Raw genomic sequence first — 18346 nt, forward strand, 5'->3', positions numbered from 1 at the left:
ATTTGTGGCATGGATTTGTCAGGCGGTTCACCGCAATCCTGCGGATTCCCGAAGAAAAATTCCCACCACATACACCGGGGCGTCGATGTCGTCCCTCTGGAGAAACCATGCCGGAAAACGACACCACCATGGAAGAAGAACAGAGCAGCAGCGCGCAGCCAGCCCCCGAGGGCGGCGAAACAGCCGCGGCCCAAAAAACCGAGGATGTCTTCACCTTTCGCCGCATGAGCGGCCTTGACCAGGCCATCCTGCAAACCGACTGGGAGTGGCGCAACCTCGCGAGCCTCGACCAGAAACTGTGGATGGCCATGAGCTGCCCCACGCACGGGCTGGAGTTCGACACAAGGACGCTCGAGCTGCTCGACCCGGACAAGGATGGCCGCATCCGCTCTGCCGACATCCTGGCGGCCGTTGCCTGGGTGTGTGACAGGGTGAAGCATCCGGCAAAGCTCAGGGAAGGCGGAGAGGCGATGCCCCTCGACAACCTGCGCGATGACACGGACGCCGGCAAGGAATTGCTCGCCGCCGCCAAGCTCACCCTTGAAAAAAGTGGCGCCGCGGACGCGCAGGAGGTCACCCCGGCGCAGATCGAGGCCGTGCTTGCCGAAGCCGAGGGCTATGCGTTCAATGGCGATGGCATCGTGCCCGTCTCTTCCGTGCCTGAGGCCGACGAGGACCTCGCCGAGTATGTGCGCGCGGCCCTCGCCGTGGTCGGCGCCAGGAAGGACGCCTCGGGCAAGCCGGGGCTCGATGCGGAACTCGCGGACGAATTTGCAAAACGGCTTGAGGCCACGCGTGACTTCCGCGCGCGGGTGGCCGGGGCGGCACTCCCCCTCGGCGAGGCGACGGCGGCGGCATGGACGTTGCTCACGCGCCTCGGGCCCAAGATCGACGACTATTTCAACCGCTGCCGCATGGCCGATTTCGCGCCCGGCACCCTCGCCGCGCTCAATGAGGACACGGCCCTCGCCAACGCGGGGCTGGGCCCGGACGGCATCAGCCCCGACCAGAATGGGGAGCTCATCAAGGAGAACCTTGCGGCCACGCTCGTGCGCATGCCGCTGGCCCGCGTGGAGGCGCGCAAGCCGCTGCCGCTCAACCAGGGCCTCAACCCGGCGTGGCTCGCCGACGTAAAGGAATTTTGCAGCCTGCTCGCGCCGCTCCTCTCCAAGGGCGCCCAGACCCAAGACCTGACCGAGGAGGAATGGGCAAAGATCAAGGCCGGCTTTGCCTCCTATGCCGGCGCGCTGGAAAGCAAGCCGGTCTATGACCTGCCGCCGGCTGACGCCAGCCGGCTGGAGCTGCCCGACCTTGCGCCGCTGGCCTTCGCGCCCGCCGATGACCCGCTCAAGCGGGTTTGGATGCCTGTCACGCCCAACGAGAACCTGGACAAGCTGGATGACGCCCAGATCGCCCGCTTCCTGGATGCCGCCACGCGCAAGGCCTTCGCGGACCTGGCGCAAAAAGACCTGGCTGCCCCGAAAATGGCCGCCATCCAAGACCTGGACAAGCTGGCCCTCTTCCATGCGCATCTCTATACACTGCTGATGAACTTCGTTTCGTTCATCGACTTTTACGAGCCCAGCAAGCGTGCCATTTTCCAGTCCGGCACCCTCTATCTCGACAGCCGGGAGTGCCGCCTGTGCGTGCCCGTGGGCGACCTTGAGACCCATGTGCGCCTTGCCGCGCAAAGCCACCTGTGCCTGATTTATTGCGACATCCAACGCACCGAGCAGGACGGCGCCGTGTCCACCGGGTCCATCTCGGCCGCGCTCACGGCGGGCGACCTCGCCGCGCTCATCGACGGCCGCCACGGCCTGTTCATCGACAATCATGGCAAGGAATGGGATTCGGTCATCACCAAGGTGGTGCACAATCCCATCAGCCTGCGTGAGGCAATGTGGGCGCCCTATATCCGCATCTCCAACCTCATCAGCGAGCAGGTACACAAGTTCCTCGCCGCCAAGGAGGAAAGCGTCAGCAAGGCCAGCGCCGAGGCCGTGGCCTCGGCGGCGGCAAAACCGGCGGAAGCCAAGCCGCCCTTCGATTTCGCCAAGGGCGCCGGCATCTTCGCAGCCGTCAGTGTGGCCCTCAGCGTGCTCAGCGCGGCCTTTGCCTATATCGCCAATTCGCTGGCCTCACTCGGCTGGTGGTGGCCGCTGGCCCTGGTCGGGGTGTTCATCTGCATTTCCGGGCCCTCGGTGATCATCGCCTGGTTCAAGCTCAGGCGCCGGAGCCTCGGGCCCCTGCTGGACGCTTCCGGCTGGGCCGTCAACCAGGGCGCGCCCATCAACCTTGTCATGGGCCAGACCCTGACCAGCGTCGGCAAGATGCCACCGCATGCCAGAAGGAACATGGACGACCCCTACAAGCTGACCGCCCGCATGCGCAAGACGCGCAACAGGATAAAGTTCTGGTTCTGGTTCCTCTTTATCCTGGCGCTCGCCATCGGCACCTTCGCCCTGTATTGTCACTGGTTCGGCCTGCCCGCGTGGCTGGCTGGCCTGCTCGCCCACAAGCCGGCCTAGGCTTGCGTGCATGGGGCGCCTTGACGACGCTCCCGGTTTAACCAGAAAACCTCCCGCCAGCGGGAGGTTTTCTGCAGAGAAAAGGGGCTGCCGGCAACGGCAGCCCCTTAAGACACTCGTGTGGCGGAGAGGGGGAGATTCGAACTCCCGGTGGTGTTACCCACACACGATTTCCAATCGTGCTCCTTAGACCAGCTCGGACACCTCTCCGTGAACTGTTCCCGGCAGCAGGAACGCTGTTATTTACACCAGTTCACGCAGGAACGCAAGCCTTGCGGCGGCTTCAAAAAATATGGCTGGCGGGGGACCACTCCCGCAGCGGCGGGGCATGTGCCCCCCTCACCACAATTGTTCGGGCTTTTTCCCTTCCGGGGGCGTATCGCCGTTTTCGCGCCATTTCAGGTGCGCCACGTAGGGCGTACAGGGGCAACGGTGCGCGAAGGGCGTCCCCTTGGTGCCCTTTCTGATGAGCCACGCGAGGGCCGCCACCAGCACAATGACAAGAATGCTCCAGAACATGGATGCCTCCGCACTATTTCCTGACTGCGAACCCGGCAGCGGGGCCAGTTCGTGCCGGCTATTCCCCGTCGTCCTCACGGCGCCCCGGCCGTTCCTCAGGGCGACGGCCGTTCTTGCGCGCCTCGGCACCTTTTTGGAAGGCCCAAAGGCCGAAGAGGGCGAACAGGGCGATGCCGATGGCGTTAATATAGTCCATGGCGTTCCCCTCATCCCGGTCAGGTGGGCGCCCCCACGAGCGTCTTGACGGGCTGATGCCGCTCCCGCTCCACTTGACGGGCCATGGGCCGGGTTCGCGCCCTAGGCGGCCCCGATCTGGTTGAAGCCGCTGTCCACATAGATGGTGGCACCGGTGACGCCGCGCGACAGCTCCGAGGCGAGGAAGACGGCGGCGCCCCCCACGTCCATGGTGCTGACATTGCGGCGCAGGGGCGAATTGGCCTCCACATGGGTGAAGATGTCCTTCAGGCTGGACACGGCCGAAGCGGCCAGCGTCTTGATGGGGCCCGCGCTGATGGCGTTCACGCGTACGCCCTTGGGCCCGAGGTCATAGGCGAGATAGCGTACCGAGGCTTCGAGCGCGGCCTTGGCCACGCCCATGACATTGTAGCCCGGGATGATGCGCGTGGAGCCCAGATAGGTCATGGAGATGACCGAGGCGTTTTCGGAAAAGAGCGGCTCAAAGGCCCGGCAAAGCCCGGTGAGGGAATAGGCCGAAATGTCGAGGGCCAGCTTGAAGCCGTCCCGCGAGGTGTCGATGAAACGGCCCACGAGATCCTCGCGGTTGGCGAAGGCGAGCGAATGCACGAGAATGTCGAGGCCCCCCCAGTGCTCCTTGACGAGCTCCGCCGCATGGGCGATCTGCGCGTCGTCGGTCACGTCGCACTGGAAGGTGAATTCGCCGCCCAGTTCGGCGCTCAGGGGCTCCACGCGCTTCTTGATGGCGTCGCCCACATAGTTGAAGGCCAGGCGCGCGCCGTGGGCCTTGAGGCTGGAGGCGATGCCCCAGGCAATGCTTCTGTTGTTCGCGAGGCCCATGATCAGGGCTTTCTTTCCTTCGAGCAGCATAGTTCCTCCTTTGGCGCTTGGCAGAAGGCTCCGGCGGGGCGCCGGCGTCACTTCGTCAGTATGTCGTAGGCTTCCTGGTAGCGTTTTGCGGTGGCGTCGATGACATCCTGGGGCAAGGTGGGGGGCGGCGGCTCCTTGTTCCAGGGCTGGGCGCTGAGCCAGTTGCGCAGGTATTGCTTGTCAAAACTGGGTTGCACCTTGCCCGGCGCGTAGCTGGCCGCCGGCCAGAAACGCGAGGAATCCGGCGTGAGCACCTCGTCGATAAGGTGCAGGGTGCCGTTGATGAAGCCGAACTCGAACTTCGTGTCAGCCATGATGATGCCGCGCCTCGCCGCATGGGCGCTCCCCGCATTGTAGAGCTCGAGCGCCAGGGACGAAACTTTCCTTGCGGTCTCGTCGCCAAGCAGCGCCGCCGCCTGGGCCAGGGTGATGTTTTCATCGTGCTGGCCGAGCTCAGCCTTGGTGGACGGCGTAAAGATGGCCGGTTCAAGCTTGTCCGCCTCGCGCAGCCCGGCCGGGAGCTTGTGCCCGCAAATCATGCCCGTGGCTTCATAATTTTTGAGGCCCGAGCCGGTGATATAGCCGCGGACGATGCACTCCACGGGCAGCGGCTCGGCCTTGCGCACGATGACGGCCCGGCCCTCGAGCTCGTCCTTCCACGGGGCGAGCGCCGCGGGGAAGCGGTCCACGTCGCTTTCAAGGATGTGGTTGGGGACGATGTCCTCAAACTTGCGCATCCAGTAGAGGGTGAGCTTGTTGAGGATCACGCCCTTGTAAGGAATGGGCTCGGCCATGATGACATCAAAGGCGGACATGCGGTCAGTGGTCACGATGAGCAGGGTGTCGGCGTCAATTTCATAGATGTCCCGCACCTTGCCCCGCGAACGCAGGGGATAGGCGGTGATGTCCGTTTTTGTGACAACTTTCATGACTGCTCCTTCCTTGTGTGCCGCGATGGGGCAAGCGCCTTATTTCAACAGGGCGCCCCCGCGCTTGCGCCGCGCCTCCACGGAGCGGGCATGCGCTTCGAGCCCCTCCAGGCGCGCGAGGCCCGTGATGGCCTCGGCATTTTTTTCAAGAAACGCCGGCGACGCCGCGATGATGCTCGTTTTTTTGCAAAATGTCTGCACGGAGAGCGCGGAGGAAAAACGCGCCGTCCCAAGGGTGGGCAGCACATGGTTGGGCCCCGCGTAATAGTCCCCCACGGGCTCAGGGCTGTGCTGCCCAAGGAAGGCCGCGCCCGCGTGCCGGATGTGCGGCAGCATGGCCCACGGGTCACGCGTGCAAATCTCCAGATGCTCCGGCGCCACGTGGTTGGCGATGGCCACTGCGGTGGAGAGGTCGGGCACCACGGCGATGCAGCCCCAGTCCGTGAGGGAGCGCGAGGCGATCCCGGCGCGCGGGAGCTCGACGCACTGCCGTTCCAGCTCCTGCGGCAGGCGCTCGGCGAGGCGCGGCGAATCGGTAACGCAGATGGCGCAGGCGAGGGTGTCGTGCTCCGCCTGGGAGAGCATGTCGGCCGCCACCCAGGCGGCATTGGCACTGTCATCGGCGAGGATGAGCACCTCGCTCGGGCCCGCGATCATGTCGATGCCCACCATGCCCTGCAAGAGGCGCTTGGCCGTGGTGACATAGATGTTGCCCGGGCCCGCGATAACATCCACGCGGGCCACGCTTTCCGTGCCGAAGGCCAGCGCCGCGATGCTCCATGCGCCGCCCACGCGGTAGACCTCCTCGATGTCGAGGAGGTGCGCCGCGGCAAGCAGGTGAGGGTCCACGCTGCCGTCGGCGCGCGGGGGGGTGCAGATGGCGAGCCGCGGCACCCCGGCCACCTGTGCGGGGATGGCGTTCATGAGCAGGCTCGAGATGAGCGGCGTATTGCCACCCTTGCCCCCGGGCACATAGAGGCCCACCGCGTCCACCGGGAGCACGCGCTGGCCTAAGATGGTGCCGTCCGGGCGCGTCACGAACCACGAGCGGTCCATCTGCGCTTCATGGAAGGTGCGGATATTGGCCGCGGCGCCGTAAATATATTCCCGGCTTTCCACCGGGACGGAGGCCGCGGCCCGCGCGATCTCCTGCTGGCTCACCCGGACGGGCAGGGTGAATTCCGGGGAGTCGAACTTTCGGGTGTAGTCCACAAGGGCGGCGTCGCCGTGCTCGCGTACAGTGGCGATGATCTCGCGCACGGCGGTCTCCACGCCAGCGTCGGGCGTGGTGCGGCCGGCGAGCCACGCGGAGGCCTGGGCCCAGTCTTTTTCATTCTGGATGTGGAGCAGGCGGCATGTCATGGATGGTCTCCTCGCATCGTGCAAGTGGTGTACAGGAATGCCGGGCGAATGTCGAGCCGCGCGCCGCCTTTGGGCGGCCCCATCTTGACACTGGCTCCGCTCAAACGTACCACAATGGCAACGCGCCGCGGGCCGGGCGCTTCCCCGGCCGGCGCATCCAGCCATGAGGAGGAACCAAGATGCGTCACAAGATGCACCCTTATTATAGCGCACACTCCCCGCATGAGGCACGGCGCCATGAGGCGGAGCGGGAGATGGAGCGCCCCGATGCCGCCATGGAGGACGCCCCCTTCGGCGCGCCCGGCGATGCCCAGGGCGACGATTTGGCCGCCAAGGCCGACGCCGTGCGCGACGTGTCGGAGGGCGCCGAAAAAGAGGACGCCCCGGCGCCTGAAGCCACGCCCGCGGACGACGAGGCGCTGGCCCGCTGCAAGTCTGAGATGGAAGAACTGCGCCTGCGCACCGCCGCCGAGATGGAAAATTTCAAGAAGCGGCTCACCCGCGAGCATCAGGAGCAGATGCGCTTCGCGGCGGAGCGGGTTCTCGGCGACCTGTTGCCGAGCCTCGACAACCTTGATCTCGCCCTGCAGTACGGCAGCCAGCACGAGGCCTGCAAGGACATGCTGCAGGGGGTCTCCATGACGCGCAAGCTCCTTCTGGACGCGCTGGAAAAGAATGGCCTCAAGGCCCTTGGCGAGGTGGGCGAGGAGTTCAACCCTGAAGTCCATGAAGCCGTTGGCTTTGAGCCCAACCAGGATCTCGCCCCCGGCTCGGTGACGCGTGTCATGCAGCGCGGCTACAAGCTCAATGACCGGCTGCTCCGCGCCGCCAAGGTGATGATCAACCAGTAGTCCCGGCAGCAGCCCTGGCCGGCGAAGGCCCGCGCAATGGTGGACATTCGCCGCACGTTCCAGTAGGAACAGCTTTTTACGGCGCCCGGCGCGCATGGCTGGCCCCGCTACATGCAAGGGCCGGCCATGCGCTGGCGGGCGCATTGGCCTTTTTGGCCGTGGCGTTCACTCTTTCTTTCGCAGGTCCTGCGCCATGCCCGTCGACATCCCCCGCTTTGAGGTTGGAAGCGTTCCTTCCACTGTTCCCACCACTGTTCCCGAAGTGCGCCTCACGGCGGACACGAAGCTCGAGATCCGCCCGGCGCGTGTGTCCGACGTGCATGGCATGTCGGCGCTCATCAACCAGTATGCGTCCTCCAATGTCATGCTGGCGCGTGGCCCGCAGTATCTCTACCAGCATATCCAGGACTACATGGTGGTGACGGCGCCCTCGGCGGAAAACGGCGCCGAGACGGTGGTCGCCTGCGGCGCCCTGCATGTGCTCTGGGCGGACCTCGCCGAGATTCGCTCCATCGCGGTGCACCAGTCCTGCCAGGACAGGGGCCTCGGGCGCAGCCTCGTGGCCGCCCTGGTGGAGCGCTGCCGCGACCTTGGCATCCCGCGGGTCTTCGTGTTCACGCTGGTGGCCTCGTTTTTCCGCAATTGCGGCTTCAGGGAATTTGAGCGCGAGAACCTGCCCCCCATCGTCTGGGTGGAGTGCAGCAAGTGCCCCAAGTTCTACCGCTGTGACGAAATCGGCATGATCCGCTCCCTCACGGCCTGAGAACGCGCCCAAGGCAGCGGCATCGGCACATCACTTCCATTAAATCACAGCCGCCCAAGGCGAGCGGAGCCCTCTATGAACAGGCTTGCAGGCAGGGATTTTCTTAAAGAGATCGACTTCACCCCCGAAGACCTCGTCTATCTTCTCGACCTGGCGGCGCGGCTCAAAGCGGCCAAGAAGGCCGGGCGCGAGCCGCGCTTTCTCGAGGGGCGCAATATCGCGCTGCTCTTTGAGAAGGACTCCACGCGCACCCGTTGCGCCTTTGAGGTCGGCGCCCATGACCAGGGCGCGCACGTCACCTATCTCGGCCCCACGGGCTCGCAGATGGGCAAGAAGGAATCCCTGGCGGATACAGCGCGCGTGCTCTCAGGCTTTTTCGACGGCATCGAATACCGCGGCTTCGGGCAGGAGCGCGTGGAGGCGCTCGCCGAATATGCCGGCGTGCCGGTGTGGAACGGCCTGACCAACGAGTGGCACCCCACCCAGTTGCTCGCCGACATGCTCACCATGCGCGAAACCTGCCCGAAGCCCTTGGGCCAGCAGCGCCTCGCCTATCTGGGCGACGCGCGCTACAATATGGGCAATTCGCTCATGGTGGGCTCGGCCATGCTGGGCGTGGATTTTTGCTCGGTGGCGCCCCGGGAGCTCTGGACCTCGGACGAGGTCTACCAGATGGCGCGCCACATCGGCGAAAAGACGGGCGCGCGCATCACGCGCACGGAAAGCGTGGAGGAGGGCGTGCGCGGCAGCGATTTTCTTTATACGGATGTGTGGGTCTCCATGGGCGAGCCCGACGAGGCCTGGAAGGAGCGCATCCGCCTGCTCACGCCCTACCGCGTCACGGAAAGGGTCATGCAGCTCACGGGCAATCCCGGCTGCCGCTTCCTCCATTGCCTGCCGGCCTTCCATGACCGCAAGACCGAGATCGGCGAGCAGATTTACCGCCGCTTCGGCATCGAGTGCATGGAGGTGGACGACGCGGTGTTCGAGTCCCCCCGCAGTGTGGTCTTTCAGGAGGCGGAAAACCGCCTCCACACCATCAAGGCCGTCATGGTGGCCACCCTGGCCACCAGGCCGCTGGAATTTTCGGAATAGGCGACGCTTGCGGCCGCGCCGCCACGGCGCCGCACTCCGACCGGAGGACAGATGCCGACCATTCGCAAGAACCTGCTGCAGCTGCTTTTTTCCGGCGCCTATCTCCTTCGCTGGAACGACAAGCTGCGCCCCGTGGAATTGCAGGAGATCGACAAGCAGGCGCACAAAATGCTGCTCGCCTGCGCGCTCTGGCAGGAAAATTCGCGCGACATGCCGGCGCCGGAACGCACGGCCCTCGGGCAGAAAATCATCGAGGGCGGCCTGTTCGACTATTTTTACCGCTGCATCATCACGGACATCAAGCCGCCGGTTTTCTACAAGATCAAGGAAAATCCCGAACATTACCGCCAGCTCACGGAATATGTGCTCGGCCGCCTCGAGCCCGTGCTGGCGCCGCTCGGTCCCTTCTGGGAGCGCATGCGCGCCTGGCATCTCGAAGGCGCGGGCGAGGACAGCCTTGCCCGCCGCATCCTCACCGCGGCCCATCTCTACGCCTCGCAGTGGGAATTCCAGATCATCAGGCCGCTCAATGGCTTTGACGATGAAATGGATTCCATCGGGCAGTCCTTCGTGGAGCGGCTCAACACCCTGCGCGGCCTGCGCGGCATGGATTCGCTGCTCATCCCTGGCACGGCGCTCGCGCGCTTCGCCAACCTCTGCGGCCAGTTGCGCTTCCAGATCCGCTGGACGCAGGCTCCGCGCATCCCCGCCACGTCCGTGCTCGGGCACATGTTCATCGTGGCTTCCCTGGGCTACTTTTTCAGCCTCGGGGTGGGAGCCTGCCCGGCGCGCTCGGTCAACAACTTTTTCTGCGGCCTGTTCCACGACCTGCCCGAGCTTTTGACGCGCGACATCATCTCCCCGGTGAAGCAGTCCATCTCAAGCCTGCCCCAGCTCATCAAGGAATATGAGGAGGACGAGCTCGAGCGGCGCATCCTCGGGCCCTTGCGCAAGGAGGGCTTCGGGGAGCTCGTGGCGCGCATCGCCTATTATCTCGGGCTCGAAGTGGGCTCGGAATTCCAGGAGTGCCGCCGCGAGGGTGGGGCCGTCGTGGCCGTGGACGGCTTTGACGAGCTCCAGCGCCGCTACAACCGCGACGAGGACGACCCCAAGGACGGGCAGCTCCTCAAGATCTGCGACTGGCTGGCCGCCTTTCTCGAGGCGCATAGCTCCATCCGCAACGGCGTCTCCTCGCCGCATCTGGTGGCGGCCGAGGCGCGCCTCAAGGGCAAGCTCAACGAGAGCAGGCTCGAGCCCGTGCTCCAGCTCGAGGCGCTGCTCGCGGATTTTGACTGATGCGCGGCGCAGCTGCCCTCGCCCTCGCGTTCGCGCTGCTCATGGTGGTACCGGGCCGCGCAGCCGAGATGCAGCTTTCCAAGGGCATGACACACTACGCGCGGGACATGGAATTCTATTACCAGAAGCCCCGGCCCGAGGTCTTGCCCGGACTTGTGCGCACGCTGGCGACCCAGGGAGTGCTCGGGCACGGCGAAAAGCGCCTCGTGGTGGCGGCCTTTCTGGGTGAGCTCGCGGCGCAGCGCAAGGCCTCGCTGGAGGCGCTGGCGGACGGCGCGCAGTCCCTTCCGGGAGGAGCGGCGGCCGATGCCCGGCGCACCCTGGCCTGGGCAGCGCATCTCGGGGGGCTTTCGCGGGAGCGGCAACTGCTCGACAGGCTGCTCACGCCGGCCGACGCCACCCTGCGGGCGCATATCGGCCGCAGCCCGGCGCCGCTTGCCGCGTGGCAGGTGGGCGAGCCCGCGGTTCCGCGCATGTTCTGGGGCGCCTACATGGCCTCGGGCGACGCGGCATGGCTCGACCGCCTCATTGACGCGGCCCTCAGCTATGCCCGGCTCAATGCCGCCGGCAGGCAGGGAGAGGCGGGTTTTGCGGGCAACGCCGCCGCCGCTGCCCTGCTCTATGACATGGCGCCACGGCATGCGGCCGTGCAGGAGCGCGTGCGGGCGCGCGTTGCCGGCGCGAGCGGGCCCGAGGCCGACACCCTGCGCCTTATCCTGAGGGAAAACAGCCGGTGAGGCTCAGCGCTCGAAGCGCTTGGGGCAGGCGTGGCAGGCCGTGTCAGGCGCATTGCGGACGAGGGCTTCCCGAAAGGCCGCAAATGCCGGCTTGTTCCAGATATCCCACGGCGCCTCGGCGCGCACATCGCCAAAGACCCTGCGGCGCCCGTCGCCGCCGCCCCGCTCGCCCGGGCGTACATCCGGCGCGTTGTCCGGCACATTGAGGTACACGCAGGGCGAGACCTTGCCGTCCGCGTCCACATAGCAGCTCCGCGCCACGTTTTCGCGGCAGCCGCCGGCGTCGGCCACGGCCTCGGCGCCGGGCAGGGCGAAGTGGATGATGCGGCCCCGCGAGTCGGCCTCGGCGGCGATGTGTTCCAGTATCACGCGGGCCCGCGCGATCTTTTCCGCCTCCCCTGGGGCGAAGGCGAGCTCCCTTTGCCCGGGGAGCGCCAGGTAATCCAGCGTGCTCACCACGGCCATGTCCACATCCAGCTCATCCATGAGCGCGGGCAGCCCGCGGGCGGCCTCCATCCTGTCGGCGAGCATCAGGTAGGCAAAATGGATCTCCAGCGGCTCGCCGTCGGCAGGGGGGCCTGCCTCCCTGATGGCGGCGCGGAGCTGGCGCACGCTTTCGCACACGCGCGCAAAGGGCGCTCCGGCGCGCGCGTCATTGCTGGCCTCGTCCGTGCCCACCAGCGAAAACGCCAGGAGATCCATGCCGCTTTGCGCGAGCTTTTGCGCGAGCTCCGCGTCCATCCTGAGCCCGCAGGAGGTGCTGGACACGGCGCAGCCGGCCCGGCGCGCGAGGGCCACATAATCGAGGAAGCGCGGGTGCAGGAAGGGTTCGCCCCAGCCTTGCAGGTGCGCCCGCTGTGCGCCGCGCAGGAAGGGCCAGAGGGCCGCGAAGACCTCGTCGGGCATGTGGCGGCTCTTCCAGGAGGGGCCGGCCGTGGTGTGTGGGCAATAAATACAGCGCCCGGCGCAACGCGAAGTCACTTCCACCTGCAGGCAGTCGAGCGGACGTTGCACGCCCAGAAAGGCCTCGCGCAGCCGCTCGAGAAAGCCGGGCGCCCGGAAGGCCGGGTCGGCCAGCGGGTCGCGGCCGGGCGCAGGGGTGGAGCTTGGAGCCTTGTTTTTTGTATCGCGCATGGCGCCTCCCATCAGTGCCCGAAGATCCTGCCGAGCCAGCCGCGCTTCTTTTCCGGTTGCGGGCTCCAGCTCGTTTCCACACAGGGCAAAAAGGGCGTGGCGCCCCACTTTTTCTTGAAAAAGCTGACGCCCGCGCCCATGCCGAGGCCGAGGTTGAGCAGGCAGTGCCCCCGGGCCGCGCCGTCGGCGGCAAGAGCCGCGAGGAGGGCGTCGGCCGTGCCGGGGGGCGCGTCCGGCGAACGGAAGGCGAACATGTAAAAGGCCGTCGAGAAGGAGGAATAATCCCCGATGGCGCAGGCGAGGAGGCGCCCGGCCGCATCCCGCGCGGAAAAAAGGCGCGCGTCCGGCGCGGCGGCCAGATAGTCACCGAGCTTGCGGAAAATGTAGCTGCTGCCCTCGTCCACCTCCGCGCCCTTCCTCACCATGAAGGCTTCGGCGAGCGCTGCGTGCTCTGTCGTCCAGGCGCCCGGGCCGCCGCTTTGCACGATAGTCGTTTCCCGCGCGGCGCGACGCAAAAGGTTGCGGATCTTCTGGCCCGCGCGACCCGGTGGAACCTCGAGGGGCAGGGGAAGAGACCAGTACGCGTCTTCCGTGCTTTCCGCATGCGCGGGCGCCGCGCCGGGGCGGGCAGCCGCGATAACGGTCAGGCGCTCCAGCCCGGGGAGCGCCAGGGCCTCGGCCACGGCGGCGTCAACGGCGCTGCCATCGTCCGGCTTGCCGGCGGGATAGGCCACCAATACCGCCTGTCCGCCCCCGTGGTGGAGCGCGCAGCCGCCACAAAGGCTGCTCTCCAGCCCGGAAACGGCGCGCACATAGGGGAGCAACTGGTCGGGCGTGAGCGCGGCCGCCGTGATGTGTGCGAGATGTGAAGCCCCGGCTACCATGCCACATCCTCCCCGCCGCGCCGCATGCGCCGCAGCCTGAGCTTGAGGCGCGGCAAAAGGCCGAACGGCGCCTGCCGGACGTTGAAGCCGTCTTCGACCAGCATGTGCCGCAAATTGACCATGTGCGCCGAGCCCACAAAGACCGCGGCCCTGCCTTCCTCAAGATAGGGGCGCATGCGCTCCCTGAAGCGCTGGTCACGGCGGCTGATGACGTATTCCGTGCGCGTGGGGAATTCCGCGCTCGAGCCCATCATGCCTTCGAGGTCGCCGGCGAGATAGGCGCGCATGTTTTTGCGCGAGAGCGCCTTCCAGCCGCCGCAGGCCCGGAAGAAGCGCACCACGCGCTCGGGCGGCAGCGAACCCAGCGAGTCCAGCTGCTCTTCAAGGCTCTCCATGCCCACCACGTTCTTGCCCATGGCATGCGCCACGCGCCAGGCCTCCATGTCCACGGATTCGCGCCAGCCCTGCCGCTCCAGAAAGGCGGTCCAGAGGCTGAAAAAGGCGCACCAGGGCCGCGCATGGGCGAGCAGCCACCGCACATCCACCTTGCGCTCGTGCACCAGCCCGAAACTTCGGGCGAGCGCCCCCTGCGGGCCGTGCACCACGCGTTCGAGGCGGCGCACATCCGCCTCTTCCAGCAAATCAAGAATGGGCGTTGCCCCCGGGAGCGGCGTGCGGCCCGCGCGGTCCACGTCGGCCATGAAGCCTTCGTCCAGCGGTCCCTCGAAGAGCACATGGTCCACCTTGCGGAAGAGGCGGCGGAACGAGGGCTCGAAGGAATGGCAGAAAAAGTGCGCCGTGCCCGCCACCCAGGAGGTGCGGCCGTTCTTCTCCACCTCCCAGAGCATGGCGAAGGGGCGGCGGCTCGGCCTGTCCTCGATGATTTTTGGCCGCTCGGCCGGCGCGCGCAGAAAGGCGAGCGCCACATCCTGGAGCACGCTACCCCGGGGCGGCCCGGCAGTGGCGCCAGTCTTTGCCGGGGTGCTGGGCGCTTCGGTCCATTCCGCCATGACATAGGGAAAGGACGCCCGGGCGCCCCATTTGCGCTTGAAGCGCAGGATGCCCTCATTGACGCCGAGACCGAGATGGATGAAACGCTTGCCTTCGGCCTGCGCGCGTTCGAGCATGGCGGCGAACAAAAGGTCGGAAGCGTGAGGCACGGGATGGGCGCGGGAGTGCGCGCCGAGCACATAGCTCACGAAGTTCTCAGGGGCATAGTCGAGGAGCAGGGAGGCCGCGAGCCGGCCCTCGCCGTCCCGGGCGTCCAGCAGCCGCAGGCTGCCGCCGGCCTCGGCCAAGGCCTCGGGGGTGCGCGCATAGAGCGCGGCCACATGGGGCGCCATGGGTGCGGCCTCGCCGCGCTGGATGCGGCCGAGAAATTCGGCCCAGAGGCGCCGGTGCTCGGGCGTAAAGACCGTGCCTTCGGTCACGGTGAGCACTTCCGCCGCCTTTTTGAGCGGACCGCGCAGCCGCGCTGGAGGCCTGGCGTGGGCGGAAAGGACGTAATAGCGGTCCTTGTCCGTCACGTGCCCGGCGAGAGAAGGGGGAAGGTCGGGCCCGATGGCCCAGCAGGCCGTGGCGCCCGTGCGCTCCAGCGCTTCTTCAAGTGTCGCTTTAAAGGTCTCGTGGCTGTAGCGCCCCGTAAGCGGGTAGGCAACGGCCATGAGCCAGTCTTCCGCGGCGAGGAAGAGATACGGCCCGATGCAGAAGGGCAGCCCTTGCGAAAGGGCCGTCATGAGCGGCAGCGAATGCTCGGGCACGCGGGCGAGGGCGGCCATGCGCGCAAGCATGTCCGTCATGGCGGGAGAGTTGAGCCCCTGGGGGTTCGCGGCCGGCCCAGGCATGTCAGGCGGCGTCCATGCCGCGTTCAAGGTCCGTGCGGATGTCGTCCCAGGCTTCAAGGCCCACCGAGAGGCGCACCGTGCCCGGCGTGATGCCGGCGGCCGCCAGTTGCTCGTCCGAAAGCTGCCGGTGCGTGGAGGTGGCCGGGTGGAGCACCGACGTGCGGATGTCCGCCACATGGGTCTCCAGCGAGATGAGCTCGAGCGCGTCGATGAAGCGCGCCCCGGCCTCCCGCCCACCCCTGAACGAGAAGGAGACAACGCCGCTGCATCCGTGGGGGAGGTACCTGGCGGCGAGCTTGGCATACGGGTCCCACGTGAGGCCCGGATAGCGCACCCATTCCACCTTGTCCTGGCCTTCCAGCCAGCGCGCGGCTGCCTCGGCGTTTTCCGAGTGCTTCTGCATGCGCAGGGGCAGTGTCTCAAGCCCGAGATTGGTATAAAAGGCCCCCTGCGCGCTCTGGCAGCAGCCGAGGTCACGCATGAGCTGCACGCGCGCCTTGGCGATGTAGGCCGCCGGCCCGAAGGCATCGGCATAGACGAGGCCGTGGTAGGAGGCGTCCGGCTCGGTAAATTCCGGGAAGTTGCCGTTTCGCCAGTCAAAATTGCCGCTGTCCACGATAACGCCGCCGAGCTGCACGGCGTGACCGTCCATGTACTTAGTGGTGGAGTGGATGACCACATCCGCGCCGAACTCGAAGGGGCGGCAGAGGATGGGCGTCGCGAAGGTATTGTCCACGAGAAGCGGCAGGCCGCGTTCGTGCGCGAGCCTCGCGAAGCGCTCGATATCCAGCACGCTCAGGGCCGGGTTGGCGATGGTCTCGCCATAGACGAAGCGCGTGTTGGGCCGGAAGGCGGCGGCAAGCTCCTCATCCGTGGCGCCCTGGTCCACAAAGGTGGTTTCGATGCCGAAGCGCCGGAAGATGGTGTTAAAGAGGTTGAAGGTGCCGCCGTAGACATTGGTCGCGCTGACGATGTGGTCGCCCGCGCGCGCGAGATTGAGCGCCGCGAGCATGACCGCCGCCTGCCCGGATGAGGTGCAGAGCGCGCCAACGCCGCCCTCGAGCGCGGCGATCTTCTGCTCCACGGCGTCAACGGTGGGGTTGCCGATGCGGGAATAAAAGAAGCCCGCTTGCTCAAGGTCGAAAAGCCGGGCCACCTCGGCAGTGGAATCGTAGACGTAGGTCGTGCTCTGGACGATGGGCACCACGCGGGGCTCGCCGTTTTTCGGGCTGTAGCCCGCATGGAGGCACTTGGTGGCTTCTTTCATGGCTGTTCTCCTGGGCTCGAGGGAAGAGGCGGCGTTTGGGGCAGGGAAGAGCCCCCCGCTCGCGCAGTATTTGTGAAAAATAGCGCAATGCATCCTCCCTGGCAAGCAGCCATGATACGCGGAAATGCCGCGGACGCAACGCTGGACGGCACGGGCCGAACGGGATATAAATCAGGGCTTCCGAAACAGCACCGCCATAAGGCGGCAACGCGCAGGAAACCTTCATGAGCATCATCCACCACACGGGCGGCGACCGGGCGCTTTCGCTCCAGGATACGGCCGAGCCACGCCTCTTCCGGGAACTTTTCCCTTACACGAGCATCTGCCGGACCTCCTTTGACGAGGTGCTGCTTTCGCCGCGCCCGGCCGCGCAGATGCGCATCACCGACACCACCTTCCGCGACGGCCAGCAGGCGCGCCCCCCCTATACGGTGCGACAGGTGGCACGGATGTTCGATTTTCTCCACCGCCTCGGCGGCAAGACCGGCCTCATCGCGGCCTCGGAGTTTTTTCTCTATTCCCCGCGCGACCGCAAGTGCGTGGAGGTGTGCCGCGCGCGCGGCTACCGCTTCCCGCGGGTGACGGCGTGGATACGCGCCAACCGCGAAGACCTCAAGCTCGCGCGCGACATGGAATTTGACGAAACCGGCATGCTGACCAGCGTTTCGGACTACCACATCTTCCTCAAGCTCGGGAAGACGCGCCAGCAGGCCATGGACATGTATACCGACCTCGCCGCCCAGGCCCTGGACTGGGGCATCATCCCGCGCTGCCACTTCGAGGACGTGACGCGCGCGGACATTTACGGCTTCTGCCTGCCGCTCGCGCAGCGCCTCATGGAGCTTTCGCGGCAAAGCGGCATGCCCGTCAAGATCCGCCTCTGCGATACCATGGGCTATGGCGTGCCGTGGCCGGGGGCGGCGCTCCCGCGCTCGGTGCAGCGCATCGTGCGCGCCTTCACCGACGAGGCCGGCGTGCCCGGGGAGTGGCTCGAGTGGCACGGCCACAACGACTTCCACATGGCGCTCGCCAATGGCGTCACCGCGTGGCTCTACGGCTGCGGCGCGGTCAACAGCACGCTCTTCGGCTTCGGCGAGCGCACGGGCAACACCCCGCTGGAGGCGTTGCTTGTGGAATACATCTCCCTCACGGGCGACGACGCCGCGGCGGACACCACGGTGCTCAGCGAAGTGGCGGAATTTTTCGAGCGCGAGCTCGATTACCGCATCCCGCCCAACTATCCCTTTGTGGGGCGCGACTTCAACGCCACCAGCGCCGGCGTGCATGCGGACGGCCTCGCCAAGAACGAGGAGATCTATAATATTTTCGATACGAAGCGCCTGCTCGGGCGCCCGGTGCCCATCATCGTCACCGACAAGACGGGCCGGGCGGGCGTCGCCTACTGGATCAACACAAGCCTTGGCCTCCCCAAGGAACAGCAGGTCTCCAAGAAGCACCCGGCCGTGGGCAAAATCTACGACGCCATCATGGCGCTCTATGCCGACAGCGGCCGCACCACGAGCCTTTCGCACGAGGAGATGGAATCGCTCGTCCAGCAGCACATGCCCGAGCTCTTTGCGAGCGAATTCGACCGCATGAAGAAGCTCGCCGGCGAGCTCGCGGCCAACCTCATCCTCCGGCTGGCGGCGAGCCCGGCGCTCTGCCGGCTGGACGCCGAGGCCTGCGCCGCGCTGGACGCCTTTGTGGCCGAATATCCCTTCATCCAGTTCTGCTGCCTCACCGACGACGAGGGGCGCATGTGCTGCTCGGCCATTGCGGATTCAGAATACGCCGCCAACTATGCCTCGCTCCACCCGGGCTATGACTTTTCCGGCCGCGAGTGGTTCAGGATGCCCATGCAGACGGGCGATTTGCATATCATGGACGTGTACCAGTCGCACTTCACGTCGAAGCTCGTCATCACGGTCTCCTGCGCGGTGACGGACGAGAATGACCGCATTGTGGGCGTGGTGAGCGGCGACATCCAGCTTGAGCAGTTGCTCAAGCGGGCGCGCGCCCTCAGGCGCGAGGCGGTTGAAGGCGAGGACGGCGAGGACGCCGCAGAATAATTC

The 18346-nt window shown here is 66.4% G+C and carries 16 protein-coding genes and 1 tRNA gene; 7 read left to right on the forward strand and 10 right to left on the reverse strand.

All coding sequences use genetic code 11. The features are described from left to right. Nucleotides 1-107: 107 nt before the first annotated feature. Nucleotides 108-2528 (forward strand): ABC transporter permease, encoded by a 2421-nt coding sequence (locus tag G7Y54_RS02865; RefSeq protein ID WP_165077016.1) that lies wholly within the window; start codon nt 108-110, stop codon nt 2526-2528. A 121-nt stretch (nt 2529-2649) separates the two neighbouring features. Here the strand turns inward: G7Y54_RS02865 and G7Y54_RS02870 are convergent. The 6 genes from G7Y54_RS02870 to hisD form a co-directional block, all read right to left on the reverse strand. Continuing rightward, a tRNA-Ser gene (locus G7Y54_RS02870) sits at nt 2650-2738 on the reverse strand. A gap of 129 nt (nt 2739-2867) precedes the next feature. Beyond that, a complete protein-coding gene (locus G7Y54_RS02875) occupies nt 2868-3047 on the reverse strand; it encodes a hypothetical protein (RefSeq protein WP_165077018.1) in 180 nt (59 codons plus the stop codon). A 58-nt stretch (nt 3048-3105) separates the two neighbouring features. After that, complete coding sequence (locus tag G7Y54_RS02880; protein ID WP_165077020.1) at nt 3106-3243, reverse strand: hypothetical protein; 138 nt, start codon at nt 3241-3243, stop codon at nt 3106-3108. A 101-nt stretch (nt 3244-3344) separates the two neighbouring features. Further along, nucleotides 3345-4112 (reverse strand): enoyl-ACP reductase, encoded by a 768-nt coding sequence (locus G7Y54_RS02885; protein ID WP_165077022.1) that lies wholly within the window; start codon nt 4110-4112, stop codon nt 3345-3347. A 47-nt stretch (nt 4113-4159) separates the two neighbouring features. Beyond that, nucleotides 4160-5041 (reverse strand): phosphoribosylaminoimidazolesuccinocarboxamide synthase, encoded by an 882-nt coding sequence (locus tag G7Y54_RS02890; protein WP_165077024.1) that lies wholly within the window; start codon nt 5039-5041, stop codon nt 4160-4162. A 39-nt stretch (nt 5042-5080) separates the two neighbouring features. Beyond that, on the reverse strand, nt 5081-6403 hold the full coding sequence (gene hisD, locus G7Y54_RS02895; protein WP_165077034.1) for a histidinol dehydrogenase: 1323 nt from the start codon (nt 6401-6403) through the stop codon (nt 5081-5083). A 254-nt stretch (nt 6404-6657) separates the two neighbouring features. Between hisD and grpE the strand changes: the two genes are divergently transcribed. From grpE to G7Y54_RS02920, 5 genes are all read left to right on the forward strand, one after another. Then, complete coding sequence (gene grpE, locus G7Y54_RS02900) at nt 6658-7254, forward strand: nucleotide exchange factor GrpE (protein WP_165077038.1); 597 nt, start codon at nt 6658-6660, stop codon at nt 7252-7254. Between the two features lie 193 nt (nt 7255-7447). After that, the gene (locus tag G7Y54_RS02905) at nt 7448-8017 is read left to right on the forward strand and encodes an N-acetyltransferase (RefSeq protein WP_165077041.1); all 570 of its coding nucleotides are present in this window, start codon (nt 7448-7450) and stop codon (nt 8015-8017) included. A 75-nt stretch (nt 8018-8092) separates the two neighbouring features. Next, a complete protein-coding gene (gene argF / locus G7Y54_RS02910) occupies nt 8093-9112 on the forward strand; it encodes an ornithine carbamoyltransferase (RefSeq protein ID WP_165077044.1) in 1020 nt (339 codons plus the stop codon). Between the two features lie 51 nt (nt 9113-9163). Then, the gene (locus tag G7Y54_RS02915) at nt 9164-10408 is read left to right on the forward strand and encodes an HD domain-containing protein (RefSeq protein WP_165077047.1); all 1245 of its coding nucleotides are present in this window, start codon (nt 9164-9166) and stop codon (nt 10406-10408) included. Then, the gene (locus G7Y54_RS02920) at nt 10408-11145 is read left to right on the forward strand and encodes a translation initiation factor 2 (RefSeq protein WP_165077050.1); all 738 of its coding nucleotides are present in this window, start codon (nt 10408-10410) and stop codon (nt 11143-11145) included. The genes G7Y54_RS02915 and G7Y54_RS02920 overlap by 1 nt, the downstream gene beginning before the upstream one ends. Nucleotides 11146-11148: 3 nt before the next feature. Here the strand turns inward: G7Y54_RS02920 and G7Y54_RS02925 are convergent, their stop codons facing one another. Genes G7Y54_RS02925 through G7Y54_RS02940 form a run of 4 tightly spaced genes read right to left on the reverse strand, consistent with a single transcriptional unit; the run spans nt 11149 to nt 16274 of the window. Next, entirely contained in the window at nt 11149-12279 is a 1131-nt protein-coding gene (locus G7Y54_RS02925) for a radical SAM protein (protein WP_165077063.1), read from the reverse strand. Nucleotides 12280-12290: 11 nt separating this feature from the next. Further along, nucleotides 12291-13163, reverse strand: coding sequence for a GNAT family N-acetyltransferase (locus G7Y54_RS02930; RefSeq protein WP_165077065.1), 873 nt, complete (start codon nt 13161-13163; stop codon nt 12291-12293). Next, nucleotides 13157-14962: a TraB/GumN family protein gene (locus G7Y54_RS02935; RefSeq protein ID WP_165077067.1), complete on the reverse strand. Its 1806-nt coding sequence runs from the start codon at nt 14960-14962 to the stop codon at nt 13157-13159. Before G7Y54_RS02935 ends, G7Y54_RS02930 begins: the two co-directional genes overlap by 7 nt. A gap of 46 nt (nt 14963-15008) precedes the next feature. Further along, nucleotides 15009-16274, reverse strand: a complete 1266-nt coding sequence (locus tag G7Y54_RS02940) for an O-acetylhomoserine aminocarboxypropyltransferase/cysteine synthase family protein (RefSeq protein WP_165077070.1) — start codon at nt 16272-16274, stop codon at nt 15009-15011. A gap of 224 nt (nt 16275-16498) precedes the next feature. On the opposite strand from G7Y54_RS02940, the gene G7Y54_RS02945 reads away from it, so the two are divergent. Then, nucleotides 16499-18343, forward strand: a complete 1845-nt coding sequence (locus G7Y54_RS02945; protein WP_165080168.1) for a histone-lysine N-methyltransferase — start codon at nt 16499-16501, stop codon at nt 18341-18343. The last annotated feature ends 3 nt before the right edge of the window (nt 18344-18346 follow it).

This window comes from Desulfovibrio sp. ZJ746 (assembly GCF_011039155.1).
In the GTDB taxonomy this organism is placed as follows: Bacteria; Desulfobacterota; Desulfovibrionia; order Desulfovibrionales; family Desulfovibrionaceae; genus Desulfovibrio.

Excerpts from the sequence above, each read along its gene's own strand:
- G7Y54_RS02865 (WP_165077016.1), top strand. The coding sequence starts at position 108 with ATGCCGGAAAACGACACCACCATGGAAGAAGAACAGAGCAGCAGCGCG.
- G7Y54_RS02875 (WP_165077018.1), bottom strand. The coding sequence starts at position 3,047 with ATGTTCTGGAGCATTCTTGTCATTGTGCTGGTGGCGGCCCTCGCGTGG.
- G7Y54_RS02880 (WP_165077020.1), bottom strand. The coding sequence starts at position 3,243 with ATGGACTATATTAACGCCATCGGCATCGCCCTGTTCGCCCTCTTCGGC.
- G7Y54_RS02885 (WP_165077022.1), bottom strand. The coding sequence starts at position 4,112 with ATGCTGCTCGAAGGAAAGAAAGCCCTGATCATGGGCCTCGCGAACAAC.
- G7Y54_RS02890 (WP_165077024.1), bottom strand. The coding sequence starts at position 5,041 with ATGAAAGTTGTCACAAAAACGGACATCACCGCCTATCCCCTGCGTTCG.
- hisD (WP_165077034.1), bottom strand. The coding sequence starts at position 6,403 with ATGACATGCCGCCTGCTCCACATCCAGAATGAAAAAGACTGGGCCCAG.
- grpE (WP_165077038.1), top strand. The coding sequence starts at position 6,658 with ATGGAGCGCCCCGATGCCGCCATGGAGGACGCCCCCTTCGGCGCGCCC.
- G7Y54_RS02905 (WP_165077041.1), top strand. The coding sequence starts at position 7,448 with ATGCCCGTCGACATCCCCCGCTTTGAGGTTGGAAGCGTTCCTTCCACT.
- argF (WP_165077044.1), top strand. The coding sequence starts at position 8,093 with ATGAACAGGCTTGCAGGCAGGGATTTTCTTAAAGAGATCGACTTCACC.
- G7Y54_RS02915 (WP_165077047.1), top strand. The coding sequence starts at position 9,164 with ATGCCGACCATTCGCAAGAACCTGCTGCAGCTGCTTTTTTCCGGCGCC.
- G7Y54_RS02920 (WP_165077050.1), top strand. The coding sequence starts at position 10,408 with ATGCGCGGCGCAGCTGCCCTCGCCCTCGCGTTCGCGCTGCTCATGGTG.
- G7Y54_RS02925 (WP_165077063.1), bottom strand. The coding sequence starts at position 12,279 with ATGCGCGATACAAAAAACAAGGCTCCAAGCTCCACCCCTGCGCCCGGC.
- G7Y54_RS02930 (WP_165077065.1), bottom strand. The coding sequence starts at position 13,163 with ATGGTAGCCGGGGCTTCACATCTCGCACACATCACGGCGGCCGCGCTC.
- G7Y54_RS02935 (WP_165077067.1), bottom strand. The coding sequence starts at position 14,962 with ATGACGGACATGCTTGCGCGCATGGCCGCCCTCGCCCGCGTGCCCGAG.
- G7Y54_RS02940 (WP_165077070.1), bottom strand. The coding sequence starts at position 16,274 with ATGAAAGAAGCCACCAAGTGCCTCCATGCGGGCTACAGCCCGAAAAAC.
- G7Y54_RS02945 (WP_165080168.1), top strand. The coding sequence starts at position 16,499 with ATGAGCATCATCCACCACACGGGCGGCGACCGGGCGCTTTCGCTCCAG.